The sequence below is a fragment of the Sphingomonas sp. Leaf357 genome, assembly GCF_001423845.1.
In the GTDB taxonomy this organism is placed as follows: domain Bacteria; phylum Pseudomonadota; class Alphaproteobacteria; order Sphingomonadales; family Sphingomonadaceae; genus Sphingomonas.
On the sequence record NZ_LMPM01000002.1, the window covers coordinates 277,283 to 291,818 of the forward strand.

Annotated in this window: 10 protein-coding genes and 1 tRNA gene; 6 read left to right on the plus strand and 5 right to left on the minus strand. The window is 67.6% G+C overall.

Annotated features, from left to right (window positions below; all coding sequences use genetic code 11):
- Window positions 1-8 precede the first annotated feature (8 nt).
- Complete coding sequence (locus ASG11_RS14380; protein WP_055782721.1) at window positions 9-1,928, minus strand: alpha-L-fucosidase; 1,920 nt, start codon at window positions 1,926-1,928, stop codon at window positions 9-11.
- Between the two features lie 198 nt (window positions 1,929-2,126).
- On the opposite strand from ASG11_RS14380, the gene ASG11_RS14385 reads away from it, so the two are divergent.
- Window positions 2,127-4,490: a family 20 glycosylhydrolase gene (locus tag ASG11_RS14385; protein ID WP_055781572.1), complete on the plus strand. Its 2,364-nt coding sequence runs from the start codon at window positions 2,127-2,129 to the stop codon at window positions 4,488-4,490.
- 86 nt (window positions 4,491-4,576) lie between these two features.
- Window positions 4,577-4,653 (plus strand) — tRNA-Trp (locus tag ASG11_RS14390).
- Between the two features lie 9 nt (window positions 4,654-4,662).
- Here the strand turns inward: ASG11_RS14390 and ASG11_RS14395 are convergent.
- A complete protein-coding gene (locus ASG11_RS14395; protein WP_055781575.1) occupies window positions 4,663-6,243 on the minus strand; it encodes a hypothetical protein in 1,581 nt (526 codons plus the stop codon).
- 336 nt (window positions 6,244-6,579) lie between these two features.
- Window positions 6,580-8,184 carry a hypothetical protein gene (locus ASG11_RS14405; protein WP_156363820.1) on the minus strand — a complete coding sequence of 535 codons (1,605 nt, stop codon included), beginning with the start codon at window positions 8,182-8,184 and terminating at the stop codon, window positions 6,580-6,582.
- 112 nt (window positions 8,185-8,296) lie between these two features.
- On the opposite strand from ASG11_RS14405, the gene ASG11_RS14410 reads away from it, so the two are divergent.
- The 3 genes from ASG11_RS14410 (at window position 8,297) to nusG (ending at window position 10,016) form a co-directional block, all read left to right on the plus strand.
- On the plus strand, window positions 8,297-9,118 hold the full coding sequence (locus tag ASG11_RS14410) for a glycosyltransferase family 2 protein (RefSeq protein ID WP_082472910.1): 822 nt from the start codon (window positions 8,297-8,299) through the stop codon (window positions 9,116-9,118).
- A 153-nt stretch (window positions 9,119-9,271) separates the two neighbouring features.
- Window positions 9,272-9,475: a preprotein translocase subunit SecE gene (secE, locus tag ASG11_RS14415; RefSeq protein ID WP_055781584.1), complete on the plus strand. Its 204-nt coding sequence runs from the start codon at window positions 9,272-9,274 to the stop codon at window positions 9,473-9,475.
- Between the two features lie 4 nt (window positions 9,476-9,479).
- Complete coding sequence (gene nusG / locus ASG11_RS14420; protein ID WP_055781586.1) at window positions 9,480-10,016, plus strand: transcription termination/antitermination protein NusG; 537 nt, start codon at window positions 9,480-9,482, stop codon at window positions 10,014-10,016.
- Between the two features lie 296 nt (window positions 10,017-10,312).
- Here nusG and ASG11_RS14425 read toward each other — a convergent pair whose 3' ends face one another.
- Window positions 10,313-12,124 (minus strand): DUF885 domain-containing protein, encoded by a 1,812-nt coding sequence (locus ASG11_RS14425; RefSeq protein WP_055781589.1) that lies wholly within the window; start codon window positions 12,122-12,124, stop codon window positions 10,313-10,315.
- A 210-nt stretch (window positions 12,125-12,334) separates the two neighbouring features.
- Window positions 12,335-13,288 (minus strand): hypothetical protein, encoded by a 954-nt coding sequence (locus ASG11_RS14430; RefSeq protein ID WP_055781592.1) that lies wholly within the window; start codon window positions 13,286-13,288, stop codon window positions 12,335-12,337.
- Between the two features lie 116 nt (window positions 13,289-13,404).
- On the opposite strand from ASG11_RS14430, the gene ASG11_RS14435 reads away from it, so the two are divergent.
- Window positions 13,405-14,487, plus strand: coding sequence for a helix-turn-helix transcriptional regulator (locus tag ASG11_RS14435; RefSeq protein WP_055781595.1), 1,083 nt, complete (start codon window positions 13,405-13,407; stop codon window positions 14,485-14,487).
- The last annotated feature ends 49 nt before the right edge of the window (window positions 14,488-14,536 follow it).

A 14,536-nucleotide genomic window follows, 5' to 3' on the forward strand; every position in this document is an offset into this window, starting at 1 on the left:
GGCCGCGCTTATTTCGCCGCGAAGGCGCCGATCTCGGTGATCGCGATCATCGGCTTGCCGTTCGCGACGAGCGGGAAGGCGAAGCGCAGGAAGCGCGCCGAGACGACCGCGTCGAAGCGGATCCGGTTGGTCTGCCGTGCATTGGCGATGTTGGCGAACTCGCCCTCCTTCACGCTTTGCCAGCTTCTGCCATCCAGGCTCGATTCCAGCACGAAGCGTCCCGGCGGCCCCGAATTGTCGGCGAAGTCGCGCGACGGCGTCAGCGTGAAGCCCGACATCCGCTCGACCCGCCCCAGATCGAGCGTCAGCCCGCCCGGCGGGGCGCAGCGCCACGGCGTGGTCGCATCGTCGTCCAGGATCGCCTCCGCCCCCGGCGCGCTCGCCGTCACCACGCGCCACGCCGAGCGATCGACCAGCGCCGGATTCTGGGATCGCAGGTGCGGCACGGCCTTCGGCGCGACGCTGCGGAACAATGCGATCCCGCTGATCGCCGGACACACCGGCGCTTCCAGGATGCGCAATCGCACCCGCCGCGCCGTCACCGGCGCGGGCAGGCGGATGATCCGCTGCGCGCTGATGCACTCCTTGTTGGCGACCTCGCGCCAGCCCGTCCCGTCATCCACATCGACCGCGAACCGCGTGACGCGCACGCCGAGCGGCAGATATTCGCCGATCCGGATCAGGTCGAACGTCCGCCCCGGCGGCAGATCGAGCGTCAGCGACGGTGTCGTCACCCCGTCGGGCGCGCTCCAATAGGTATCGGGGTTGCCATCGAGCACCCGCGCCGCGGAGAATTTCGCCCCCCGCTCGGCCGAGGCGCGCGCCACCGCGCCCTGCGCGAGATCGGTCCTGAACGTCGCGCGGATGCCGTCGCCGAACGCGGTGAGCGATGCGACATCGGCTTCGGGGATGATCCCGCGCGTGTCCGGCGGGATGTTGAGCAGGAAATTGGTCCCGCGCCCGACCGACTCGTCGTACATCTTGGTCAGTTCGGCCGGCGATTTGACCTGCGCGTCCTCGTCCGGGTGATAGAACCAGCCCGGCCGGATCGACACGTTGGTCTCGGCCGGCCACCAGAGTTCGCCGCCGCGCACGCCGAAATGCCCGGCATGATCCTCGTACAATTTGTTCGGCATGGTCGGCCAGCACGGGTCGCCGGCATAGCCGTCCTCGTTGGCCACCCAGCGCAGGTCCGCGCCGAGCGGATCGAACGTGCAGGCCATCGGCTGCAACTTGTGGACCAGCGCCACCATCGCCGGCCAGTTGTAATAGGGCACGGCGTCGATCTTGCGCCGTTCGCGCGCGCCGCCATAATAGCCGTCGCCGCCATTCGCGCCGTCGAACCACACTTCGAACAGATCGCCGTAATTGGTGCACAGATCGGTCAGCTGCGCGCGGAAATAGTCGATATAGGCCGGCTTGCCGTAGTCGGCGTGGTTGCGATCCCAGGGCGACAGATAGACGCCGAACGGAATGCCGCCGCGACGACACGCGTCGGACAGTTCGCGCACGATGTCGCCCTTGCCGTGCTTGTACGGGCTGTTCTTGATCGAATGCTCGGTGCCCGGCGACGGCCACAGGCAGAAGCCGTCATGATGCTTGGCGGTCAGGATCAGGCCGTCGAGATTGCCCGCCTTGGCCGCCGCGACGATCTGGTCGGGATCGAAACCGGTCGGGTCGAACAGCTTGGGATCCTCGTCGCCATACCCCCATTCCTTGTCGGTGAAGGTGTTCACGGTGAAGTGCACGAAGCCGTACATCAGCCGGCGATGCCAGGCGACCTGACGCTTGGACGGCAGCGCACCCCAGGGCTTGGGCGCGCCCGCGTCCGGGGCGCCGCGCCCCAGCGCCGGACCGGCGACCGCCCCCGCCACCGTTAAAGTGGCCGTGCCGGCGACGAGCGCGCGGCGGCTGAGATCAAGCGTCATGAGCAAGGCCTTTTCATCGGGAGGGGAACGCTGCCCGGCCGCGATCGGCGACGCGCGGCGACGACAGGTATCGGTCGGCAAAGGTCCATAGTTGGTCTCTAAGAAACAATACCACTTCATGCTGGCATTTTTCGGCGCGCGATGCCAGCATGATCGCCGATCGAAGACCTGCGAAACGGTCGAAAGGGGCGATTCCGGATGGCCGACACGAAAAGACACCGTCCGGCCACCGCGCCGACACCGCTGATCGCCGCGTTGCTCGCCTGCGCCCTGCCCGCCTCCGCCCTGCTCGCGGCCCCACCCGCCACAGCCCGGACTATGCCCGCCCCGGCCCTGATCCCCCTGCCCGCCGAGATGACGATCGGGCGGGGCACGATCCGGATCGCGGATGGTGACCGGCTCGCCGTCCCGGCGAACGATCCCGTCGCCGCCGGCGCCGCGCGGCAGGCGGTCGATCTCGTCGCACGGCTGGGCGGCCCGAAATTGACGCTCGATCTCGGCGGCACGGGCCGGATCACCCTGGCGCGCACGCCGGCCGAAGCGGGCGGCGCGGAGGCCTATCGGCTCGACGTGACGGCGGGCGGCATCGCGATCGGCGCCGCCGACGATGCCGGGTTGCGCCACGGCGCGATGACCCTGGTCCAGTTGCTCACGCCCGCCCGCACCGGCGCGTCGGTCTCCGTGCCGCGGCTCGCGATCCGCGATCGGCCGCGCTTCGCATGGCGCGGCGTGATGCTCGATGTCGCGCGTCACATCCAGCCGGTATCGGCAATCCGGACGGTGATCGACATGATGGCGCAGCACAAGCTCAACACGCTGCAATTGCACCTGACCGACGATCAGGGCTGGCGCATGGAGATCAAGCGCTTTCCGAAGCTCACCGAGATCGGTGCATGGCGCACCGCACCCGTCACCGGCAGCCCGACCGACGGCGCGCGCTATGGCGGCTTCTACACGCAGGACGAGCTGCGCGGCCTCGTCGCCTATGCCGCCGATCGCGGCATCACGATCGTGCCCGAGATCGACATGCCCGGCCACGCCCAGGCGGCGATCGCCGCCTATCCCGAGATCGGCGTGTTCGGCGACACCCCGGCGGTGTCGCCCGATTGGGGCATCAACCCCTATCTGTTCGGCGTCCACGACCAGAGCTTCGCGCTGATCGAGGGCGTGCTGGACGAGGTGATGGCGGTGTTCCCGTCCACCTTCATCCATGTCGGCGGCGACGAGGCGCTGAAGCATCAGTGGCAGGAATCGCCCGCCGTGCAGGCCAAGAGGCGCGCGCTGAACATTCCCGACGAGGAGCATCTGCAAAGCTGGTTCGTCGGGCGGCTCGGTGCATATCTGTCCGCGCACGGCCGCAAGCTGATCGGCTGGGACGAGATCCTCGAGGGCGGATTGCCGGCCTCCGCCTCGGTGATGTCGTGGCGGGGCGAAGCGGGCGCGATCGCGGCGGCGAATGCGGGCCACGACGTGGTGCTGTCACCCGGCCCGACCTTGTATTTCGACAATCTGCAAAGCGCGCGCGGCGACGAGCAGCCGGGCCGCGTGCAGGGCATGACGCCGCTGGAAAAGGTCTATGCCTATGATCCGATGCCCGCCGGCATCGCCGCCGACAGGGCGCATCACGTGCTCGGCGCGCAGGCCAATCTGTGGGCCGAATATATCGTGACGCCCACCGAATCCCAACATGCGCTGTTCCCGCGCGTCGACGCGCTGGCCGAGATCGCCTGGTCGCCGAAGGACAAGCGCGACTGGAACGGCTTCCTCGCCCGGCTCGAACCGCAGATGGCGCGCTATGCCGGGCAATCCGTCGCCGTCGCCGACAGCGCGTTCGCGGTCGATTTCGCCGTGACCAAGCCACTCGACACGGTGCTGCGAGACAAAACCACGACGGTCGCCCTGTCGAACCAGGCCGGCCACGGCACGATCACCTTCACCACCGACGGCAGCGATCCTAGGGCGACGTCGCGCCGCTACACCTCGCCGATAACGGCACCGTTCGGCACGACGATCCGCGCGCGCAGCTTCGCCGCCGACGGCGCACCGCTGGCGGCCACGCGCAGCTTCGAACTCGCACCTACCGCGCTGCTGACCCGCGACAATGCCGCGCTGGCGATCTGCCCCGGCGCGGGCATCCGCCTGCGCCTGCCGCTCACCGCCGATCAGGTCGCCGGCCCCGCCTATAGCGTCAACATCTACGACACCTGCTGGACGTATGCGCAGGCCCCGATCGCGCAGGTCGATCGCATCGACGTGGCGATCGGTCGGCTGGCGCGCAACTTCGCGCTGCGCGAACCGCAGCGCCGCACCGTGCAATGGCGCTACAACGCCACCCGGCACGGCACTCTGGTCGTGCATCTGGACACATGCGCCGGCCCGATCGTCGCCAGCGCGGCGATCCCCGATCCCGCGACCAGCGCCAACCGCCTGACGCTGTCGAGTGCGATCACCCTGCCGCCCGGCATCGCCGGCGTCCACGATCTGTGCCTCACCACCAATCCGCCCGAAGGGGGCCCGATCTACGCGATCGAGAGCGTCCGCCTCCACCCGAAGACAGAGTGAGGCCGCGGAAAAATCCGCCTGCTCGCGTTTGTGCCCCGCGCGCTCTTGCCCCGGTGCGCCCATCGCGCTAGATGCGCGACCCGCACAGGGGTGTAGCTCAGTTGGTTAGAGCGTCGGTCTCCAAAACCGAAGGCCCTCGGTTCGAGTCCGAGCTCCCCTGCCACGTCTTCCCTCAGCGTAGCAGATAGACGTCGTAATTCTCGTCGCTGATCGCGGGGCCGAACGAGGCGATCCGCGTCGTCGCGGCCTTGAACGCGCGCACGTCGCCGGGGTCGATCGAGAAATTGCCGACATATCCCTGATAGAGCGTCATCGCGGATCCCTCCGGATCGAGCGGATATTGCATCACCGCGACCACCGGCACGCCATGATGCGCGCGCAGGCGGCGCATCGCGATCAGCAGTTCGCCCAGTGATATCGTCTTCATGGCCTGCTTCGAAAACGGCGCCACCGTTCCGAACCGCTTTGTACGCAGAAAATAGAGCCGGTTGCCTGTGTAATATGCCAGCGGTTCCAGCATGGCATCGGAATTGCCCACGATGATCGCGTTGCGATCAAGGCCGCGTGCCCGCAGCATGGCACCCAGATCGCGCGCGCGGCTTTCCGGTATGTCCTTGGCGGGAGACGTCAGATAGGCGGCGGCATTCGGTATCTGCAACGCCAGCAACAGCGTGAAACAGATGCCGCCGATCCGCTCGGGCAAGTCGAAAGCGCTATCGCTGCCCTGCCTGCCGGTGCGCCACCGCCCTCCCCTGCCGAGCGCCGCCAGCCAGTACATCGCGATCAGATAGACCAGATACAGCGAATGGTGCCGGTAAGCACCGGGATACACGATGTAGAAGAACAGCAGGAACGCCGCCAGCGCCGCCAGGGACGACAGGAACGCCGCCGGTGCCCGGATCAACCCCAGCGGTGCGCCGACCACCGCCAGCGCCAACACGGGCGCGGCCCAGAAGTGTTTGCCCAGCACGGCGGGCGCCAGGCTCCAGAGCGATTGCGCCGGGATGGACAGGGCCTTGGCGATCGCGCCCAACCCGATCTCGCCGGGATAGGCGTTCACCGCCGCATCGTTGACCGGCGGATAGATCGTGATCGCGCACAGCCCCGCGCCGATCGCCGCGATGCCGGCGTTGATCGCCAGCGTCCGCACCTTGGTCGTCCAGCGCAAGCCATCCTCGGTGATCAGTTCGATCGCCCAGAACAGCAACATCGCCGCCGCCAGCAACGCCGAATGCACGTTGGTGTTGCACAGCAAGGCCAGCAAAAAGCCGAGCAGCACGCCCGATTCGCGATGCCGGGCGTAGCGGTCCGCGATCACGAACAGCAGCAGCATGCTGATGCCGTAATTGCGCGCGCTCACGCTATATTCGAACAGGAAGAACGCACCGAACAGGATCAATGCGATCCGCCACGGCGCGAACGGCGACCGCAACGCCAGCAGGACCGCCGCCGCCACCCCGACGATGCCCGCCATCACCGGCAGAACTTCGCGCACCGGCACCAGGTCGTGCGCCGCGCGCAGCAGGATGTACCACAAGGCCGGATGCCCCTCGCCCTGCACCCCGCGCAGCATCGCGGCCCAGCCGTCGCCGTTCAACGCCAGCGACAGCGCGCGCACCTCGTCGCGCCAGAACACGTGATTCCACGCGAGATAGAAGAAAGCGACCAGCCACACCGCCAGGATCGCCAGCCGCGACCCCAATTGCGGCCCGGTTTCGCGCCCCCGCATTCGCTCGATCGGCTCGCGCTCCATCGGTTCCCGCCCGTTACCTGAAATCCGCTCCCGGCATCCACTTACCGGCCACCCGTTATCCAGTCGTTAACCGCGTTGGGTGTGCCCGGCGAGGTCACGCCTCGAAGGTCGTGTTGCGTGGAGACGAAGCGATGATCGATGGCCGTAACGTCGTCCTGGTGCGGCCGGCATACGGCCGCGAACACGCCGCCTCGGGCGGTCGCCGAAATTCCCGGCGACCTCATCTTCCCCGATAAGGTGTCCAGCGACGACATGATCGCGCTCGCCCCCGGCCTGCACGTCGGCGTCTTCAGGACCGAAGGCCCTCGGTTCATGGCCGAGTTACCCGCCCCTTCCTCACCGCATCACATAGACGTCGTAACTCTCGTCGCTGATCGTCGGCCCGAACGACGCGATCCGTGTCGTCGCCGCCTGGAATGCGCGCACCTGTTCCGGGGTTATCGCGAAACTGCCGATATAGCCCTGGTCCATCACGGCGGCGGGCGCCGAAAGATCGAGCCGGTATTGCAGCACCGACACCACCGGCACGCCATAGCGCGCGCGCAATCGCCGCATCGCCGTCGTCATGTCGCCCAGCGACATCGCCCGCATCGCGCGCTTGCTCAGCGGCGCGACCGTGCCGAACCGTTCGCTGCGCATCAGATACAGCCGGTTGGCGATGTAATAGGGCATCGGCTCCAGCATCGGGTCCGCGTTGGTCACCAGGATCGCGCTGCGCTCCAGCCCCTGTGCCCGCAATAGCGCGGCCAGATCGCGCGACCGGCTCTCGAGTACGTCCTTGGACGGCGATCGCAGATAGGCGACCGCATTGGGCAATTGCATCGCCAGCAGCAGCACGAACAGCGCGCCGCCGATCCGCTCCGGCAGCGCGAGCGCGTCCCCCCGCCCCTTAGACCGCCCCTTCGACCGCCACATCGCCGGCCATCGCCCGCCGCGCCCCAGTGCCGTCAGCCAGTACATCGCGATCAGATAGACCAGATAGAGCGATTGATGCCGGTAACCGCCGGGATAGATCAGGTAGAAGAACATCTGGAACACCGCCAGCACGGCGAGCGACGACAGCAGCGCGCCCGGTGCGCGGATCAGCCCGAACGGCGCGCCGATCAGGGCGAGCGCCAGCACCGGCCCCATCCACGGCTGGCCGTCGAGGAAATACGGCACCAGGTTCGGGAAACATTGCGCCGTCGCCATCAGGGCGTGGGCGATGTCGATCATGGCGATCCCGCCGGGATAGGCATTCACCGCCGCATCGTTGACCGGCGGATAGATCGTGATCGCGCACAGCCCCGCGCCGATCGCCGCGATGCCGGCGTTGATCGCCAGCGTCCGCGCCTTCTTCGTCCAGCGCCAGCCATCTTCGGACAGCAGTTCGAGCGCCCAGAACAGCAGGAACGCCGCCGCGAGAAACGCCGAATGCACGTTGGTGTTGCACAGTAGGGCGAGCAGCAGCCCCAGCGTCACGCCGGAATCGCGATGTCTGGTGTAGCGGTCGGCGATCACGAAGATCACCAGCATGCTGATGCCGTAATTGCGCGCGCTGACGGTATATTCGAACAGGAAGAACGCGCCGAACAGGATCGTCGCGATCCGCACAGGCGGGAACGGCGATCTGAGCACCAGCACGATGGCCGCCGCTACGCCTATGATGCCCGCCACCACCGGCAGCACTTCGCGCACCGGCACCAGGTCGTGCGCCGCGCGCAGCAGGATGTACCACAAGGCCGGATGCCCCTCGCCCTGCACCCCGCGCAGCATCGCGCCCCAGTTGTCCCCGTTCAACGCCAGCGACAGCGCGCGCACCTCGTCGCGCCAGAACACGTGATTCCACGCGAGATAGCCGACCGCGATCAGCCACACCGCCAGGATCGCCAGCCGCGCGCCCGTTTCGCGCCCCTGCCTTCGCTCGATCGGCTCGCGCTCCATCCCGTTCCCGCCCGTCACTTAATTAGCTTACGGCAACCACTTACCGGCCACCCGTTATCCAGTCGTTAACCCCGTTGGGCGATATCGGCGGGGTCACGCCCCGAAGGCCGTGCTGTGTGGAGACGAAACGATGATCGATGGCCGTAAAGTCGCCGTGGTGCTGCCGGCATACAATGCCGCCAAGACGCTGCGCCAGACGGTCGCGGAGATTCCGGCCGATACGATCGACGACATTATCCTCACCGACGACGGGTCCAGCGACGACACGATCGCGATCGCCCACGAACTCGGCCTGCACGTCATCGTGCACAAGGCCAATCGCGGCTATGGCGGCAACCAGAAGTCCTGCTATTCCGCCGCCCTGTCGCGCGGTGCGGACATCGTCGTGATGCTCCATCCGGATTATCAATATTCGCCCCGTCTGGTCACCGCGATGGCCGGCATGGTGGCCTCGGGCCATTACGACGCGGTGTTCGCCTCGCGCATCCTCGGGGCCGGCGCGCTCAAGGGCGGCATGCCGCTCTACAAATATATCTGCAACCGCGCGCTCACCGCGTTCCAGAACCTCGTCATGGGCCAGAAGCTGTCCGAATATCACACCGGCTACCGCGCCTGGAGCCGGACCGTGCTGGAAAAGCTGCCTCTGCTCGCCTGCTCGGACGATTTCGTGTTCGACAACCAGATGATCGCCCAGGCCGCGTGGCACGATTTCGCGATGGGCGAGATTTCCTGCCCGACGCGCTATTTCGCCGAGGCGTCGTCGATCAACTTCCGCCGCAGCTGCACCTACGGCATCGGCGTGGTGAAGACCGCGCTGACGTATCGCCTCGCCAAGCTGGGCGTGAAGGCCTCGCCCCTGTTCACGCCCGAGCGCGACGCCCGCCTCACCCCGGCCATCCCCGCGAGCCAGTTCGCCGCCGTGATCGAAGCCCGCCTGGAACGCGCCGCCTGAGGCCATCGCGCCCCAGCTTGCCATCGCGTGCACGAATCGCTAGATGCAGCGCCCATCCGACAGCGAGGATGAGACGGCGCCGGTTCTACCAAGAACCGGGCGGCGGCCTCTGCCCCGCCCACCGGACATTTCTAGAAACGGATTAACAGCACAGTGGCGAAAACGACCCCGATCGAGTTCATCCGCCAGGTTCAGGCCGAGACCAAGAAGGTCGTGTGGCCGACGCGCAAGGAAACGATCATGACCGGCGTGATGGTGATGATCATGACTTCGTTGCTCGCGGTGTTCTTCTTCGGCGTGGACAAGATCTTCCACGCGCTGGTCACGCTGCTGCTGTCGCTCGCTGCCAAGGGTTGAGATCATGTCGCGCTGGTACATCATTCACGCCTATTCGGGTTTCGAGGGCAAGGTCCGCGACTCGATCATGGCCGAGGCGACCCGCATGGGCCTCGAACAACTGGTCGAGCAGATCGAAGTCCCGACCGAAACCGTGACCGAGGCGCGCCGCGGCAAGAAGATCGCGGTCGAGCGCAAGTTCATGCCGGGCTATGTGCTCGCCAAGCTGAACATGAACGACGACGTCTATCACCTCGTCAAGAACACGCCGAAGGTGACGGGCTTCCTCGGCAGCATGGGCAAGCCCCAGCCGATCAGCGAAGCCGAAGCCGCGCGCATGCTGAACAGCAAGGAAGAAGCCGCCGCCGCGCCGAAGCAGAAGATGAAGGTCGATTACGAGATCGGCGATTCGGTGAAGGTGCTCGACGGCCCGTTCGCGAGCTTCAACGGCATCGTCGAGGAACTCGATTTCGACCGCAGCCGCGTCAAGGTATCGGTCTCGATCTTCGGCCGCGCCACGCCGGTTGAGCTCGAGTTCGAGCAGGTCGAGCGAGCGAAATAACCGCTTCGCGGTAACTTCGCGTTCGCACGAGATTAGCGAAGGCTAATCACGAGACGACGCTCGACCGGCCGGCGGGTCGCTTCAGCGAACCCGACCGACGAGAGACGCGGGCTTCGCCCGCGTCCGCCAAGCAGATATCGCCGCCACTACCCGGCGCGCACCTATGAATAGCCCGTCATCCCGGACTCGATCCGGGATCTAACAGGCGGCTTTCGATACCGTACATCGTGAAGCACACGCTCGCGGCACGTTGGATCCCGGATCGAGTCCGGGATGACGGCGCTCGTCCCTGAACCCTACCCCCGCATCGCCGCGATCCGCTGGTCGATCCGCCGTTCCAGCACCGTCAGCGGCATCGCGCCTTCCTTCAGGATCTCGTGGAACTGCTTGAGGTCGAACTTCGCCCCCAGCGCCACCTCCGCCTTCCTGCGCGCGCGCGTCCACGCCATGTGGCCGACCTTGTAGCTGCACGCCTGCCCGGCCTGCGTGCAGTACCGCTCCACCTCGCGCTGCGTGCGCGGCCGCGCGAAGCCGGTCGTCGCGACCATATAGTCCGTCGCCTTCTCGCGGCTCCAGCGCTTGGCGTGGATCCCGGTATCCACCACCAGCCGGGTCGCGCGGAACAGGAACGATTGCAGATACCCCGCTCGCTCCAGCGGAGTCGCATAGGCCTTCAACTCGTCCGCCAGCTGCTCGGCATACAGCGCCCAGCCTTCCGAATAGGCCGAGAAGAAGCCGATCTTGCGCAAGGTTGGGATGTCCTTCGATTCCTGCGCCAGGCTGATCTGCAGGTGATGCCCGGGCACACCCTCGTGGTAGGTCAGCGACGGCAGGGTATATTTCGGCCAGTCGCCCACATCCTTCAGGTTCACGAAATAGATCGCCGGCCGCGATCCATCCAGCGAGGCGCGGTTGTAATAGCCGTTCGACGCGCCGTCCTGGATCTCCACCGGCACCGCGCGGATCTCCAGCGGCTGGGTCGGCACGGTGGCGAAGACCTGCGGCAGCTTCGTGTACATCGCCTTCACCCCGGCGTTCAGCCCGTCGATCAGCTCGGCCCGCCCGGCGGCGGTGTTGGCATAGACCTGGTCGGGCGCGACGTTCAGCTTCGCCAGCCGCTCGCCCACCGTGCCGCTCGCATAGCCCTGCGATTTCAGGATCGTATCCAGCTGCGCGGTGATCTCCGCCACTTGCGCCAGCCCGATGCGGTGCACCTCGTCGGGGCTCATCGTCGTGGTCGTCGCCTGCGCCAGCGCCATCGCATACACCGCATCTCCCTGCGGCACGCGCCAGATGCCGTCGCCCGGCTTCGTCGTCGGCTTCAGCTTCTCGATCAGCGCGATCTGCCGGTCGAGCGCGGGATACACCGTGTCGGAGACGATCTTCGCCGCCTGCCCCTGCCAGTCGCCGGCGATCCCCTTGGCCGCCGCGCGCTTGACCAGCGACTGCACGATGCTCGACGTCGCCGCCGGCTGCTCGCGCAGCTTGCGCATCTGCCCCAGTGTCAGGTCGAGCGACCAGCCCGGTGCCAGATAGCCGCGCGCCGCCTCGGCCTCCTGCATCGCGCTTTCCTGATCGAGCACGGTGCCGAACTGGTCGAGCCGCGACAGATACGCATCGGCGTCGGACTTCACGGCGATCGTGTGCGCCGTGTTCAGGAAATCCGGCGTCGAGAAATAGGCGCCGCCCTGCTGGAAGATGCGATACGGGCGGATCGGGCTGTCGATCCCGAACTGATCGGCGGACGCGATCTGCGTCCCCAGCGAATATTGTACCACCTCCAGGTTCAACTGCGCCGCGGCCGACAATCCCGCCGTCGGCACCTTGGCCAGCCGCGCCAGCGCCGCCTTTGTCTGCGCGACGTCGGCCGCGCGCTTGGCCGCGGTGCGCGGCGACAGCTTGCCCTTCGACGCCGCCAACGCGCCCTTATCGAGGCCGAGCGATGTCGCCAGCTCCGGCGACCGCGCCACCGCATCCTGGAAGATCCGCTCGAACTCGGCATTCAGCGCGGCATCCCCGCCCGCCCCCTGCGCAAGCACTCCGCCCGGCACGAACGTGGCGGCAAGCGCGGCGACGCCCCCGGTGGCAAGCAACTGGCGACGATCCATGACAGCACCCCTCATTCCCGATTATGCCCGCATCTTAGCCATGCCCGGCCCGCCGACGCTAGTAGATGATGACATGAGCTGGAACCCATCTCCGTTCGTCCTGAGCTTGTCGAAGGACGTGTACCGAGCGCAGCCGGAAATCGTGGAACACATGCTTCGACAGGCTCGGCACGAACGGTTCTGCTTGAAGTCTTCGCGCCGGAATGCGGATCAGCGCCGCTTTTTGGACGTATCCAGATTTCCCAATCGCCACCCGCCGAACAACGCCCGCTCCGCATGATGCGGCGCCCGCCCGCCCGCCTTGCTCCACCCCGTCACCTGATCCAGCGCGGGCAGCAAAGGCGGCGGCGGTTCGTGCGGAGATCGCGCGCCCTTCTGCGCCCGCGCCGCCTCGGCGATCTCGAACGCCTCCAGGTCGCGCCTCTGCCGCTCGCGGTACATCTCGCCCATGCGATAGGATCGCGCCTCGCTGGATTCGCCCCGGCGGCGCTTCAGGTGCGCCGGTTCGGCCTGCAGCCGCGCCTCCTTCTGATGCAGGTACAGCAGTTGCAGCGCCTGTTCGGGCGTCATCGGCGGGATCGGCGGCGGCTCGTTATGCCGCCACGCATCGTCCGCGCCGGAATCGGCGGTGAAGCTCTCGATCAGCGCCAGCTCGACCTGTTCATAGCCCATCTCCAAGGCCAGCCGCATCTCGCGCGCGAAGGCCGGGCTCTGCTGGCGGCGGCGATAGAAGGCGCGCGGCGACGCCCCCGCCGCCGCCGCCGACAGCCGCACGTTCGCGGTCGCCGACAGCGCGGAGAGGAACGCCTGCTCGCACGCCTTGGTCAGCTTGCCCGGCTGCGCGACGCGGATCTGGCACCTGCCGTCCCTGAAGCGAACCACCACCGTCTCGCCACCCCGCGTGCGGTGCGCCGCCAGCCCGGACATCGCCTCCGGCCTGGCCCGCCCCGCGCGGCACCCGGCGGCGCTCAGCCGGGCCTGCGCCACCGCGACCGCCGTCGCCCAGCGTGCCGCGAACGCCGGATGCGCGCCGCGCCGATGCTGCAACGTGCCATACGCCACCCCCACCTCCCGCGCCGCCAGCCGAGCATTGCCGGTGCGGCGCAGGGCCTTCAGGAAGGCGGTGTTCTCCAGCGCCTGCGTGCGGTTGAGTCGATGGGCCATGGCCCGTCCGCAGCTTGCAGGCGAAATCCAACATTGCAAGGCGGGGCAGGCCTTCGCGCATCCCATCTTGATCTGGCGGAGGCGTCCTGCCATCCCCCGGGCGGGGTAATCGAAGAATGGGGCAGCTGGACAGCATCGATTGGGACGCGCGCTTTCAACAGGCCGCGCTCGATCCTTCGGGGTGGTTGCCGGTCCTGCGGGACATGGCGAGCGCCACCGGGTCGGCACGCGGCCAGCTGATCGGCGTCGGCGGCCCCAACGCCGTGCCGTTCAACTGGGTCACCGATTTCCCGGACGAGGCGCTGTCCGATTTCGTGCGCATGGACGGCGGCTCGCCCAGAATAAACTTCCGTATCGCCGCCGATCTGGAATTTCAGCCGGGCACGGTCGTTCACGAGGCGGACTATCGCCGCGCACGGGGCCGGCTGGCCAGCGACACCTATGTCGATTTCTGCCACGATCGGGAAATCCCGCTGGGTTGCCACACCGCCCTGATCGCGGAGGATCAGGTGATGATCGGACTGGCGCTGCTGCGCACCACGCGCGACGGCGTCACCACCGAGGATCAGCGCACCGAATTCGCCCGCGCCGCGCGGGCCGCCCGGTCGGCGGTGCGGTTGCAGCGCGCGATCGAGCATCAGGGCGCGGATCTCGTCACCGGCACGCTGGAGGCGATGGCCGCCGATTGCCTGCTGATCGACGGTTTCGGGCGCGTCGGATCGATGACCCCGGGCGCCGAACGCGCCATTGCCGAAGCACAGGCGATCCGCATCGTCGACGGCATGCTGGGTGGTGCCACGCCCCCCACCTCACGGCGCATCGCGCAGGCGCTGCGCGCCGTGCTGGCGGGTAACGATCCGGCCCGCGTTGCGCTGGGCGGGGGGCGGCGGCTGGAGCTGTTCGCGCTCGCCCGCCGCGAATGGGCGTTGAGCTTTTCTCCGCAGGTGATCGCCATCCTGCGCGATCCCCAGGCCGAACTCGGGCGGGAGGTCGCCGCCGTCGCGCGGGATTTCGGTCTGTCCCCGGCCGAGGCCGCCGTCACCCGCCTGCTCGTCGGTGGACTGGACCGCGATGCCGTCGCCGCGCTGCGCGGCGTCTCCGCCGGCACGCTCAAATCGCAGATCAAGGCGATCTATCAGAAGACCGGCTGCGCGCGCGAAGCCGAGCTCGTCGCCCTGGTCGCCGGCCTGAACCGCTGATCCTATCCCCCGTCCGGGGGATGCGCGGGCATTTTCGCGTCCTCTAAAG

Coding starts and splice junctions, on each gene's coding strand:
- ASG11_RS14435 (WP_055781595.1), top strand. CDS start 13,405: ATGGGGCAGCTGGACAGCATCGATTGGGACGCGCGCTTTCAACAGGCC.
- nusG (WP_055781586.1), top strand. CDS start 9,480: ATGTCGCGCTGGTACATCATTCACGCCTATTCGGGTTTCGAGGGCAAG.
- ASG11_RS14395 (WP_055781575.1), bottom strand. CDS start 6,243: ATGGAGCGCGAGCCGATCGAGCGAATGCGGGGGCGCGAAACCGGGCCG.
- ASG11_RS14385 (WP_055781572.1), top strand. CDS start 2,127: ATGGCCGACACGAAAAGACACCGTCCGGCCACCGCGCCGACACCGCTG.
- ASG11_RS14380 (WP_055782721.1), bottom strand. CDS start 1,928: ATGACGCTTGATCTCAGCCGCCGCGCGCTCGTCGCCGGCACGGCCACT.
- ASG11_RS14430 (WP_055781592.1), bottom strand. CDS start 13,288: ATGGCCCATCGACTCAACCGCACGCAGGCGCTGGAGAACACCGCCTTC.
- ASG11_RS14425 (WP_055781589.1), bottom strand. CDS start 12,124: ATGGATCGTCGCCAGTTGCTTGCCACCGGGGGCGTCGCCGCGCTTGCC.
- ASG11_RS14410 (WP_082472910.1), top strand. CDS start 8,297: ATGATCGATGGCCGTAAAGTCGCCGTGGTGCTGCCGGCATACAATGCC.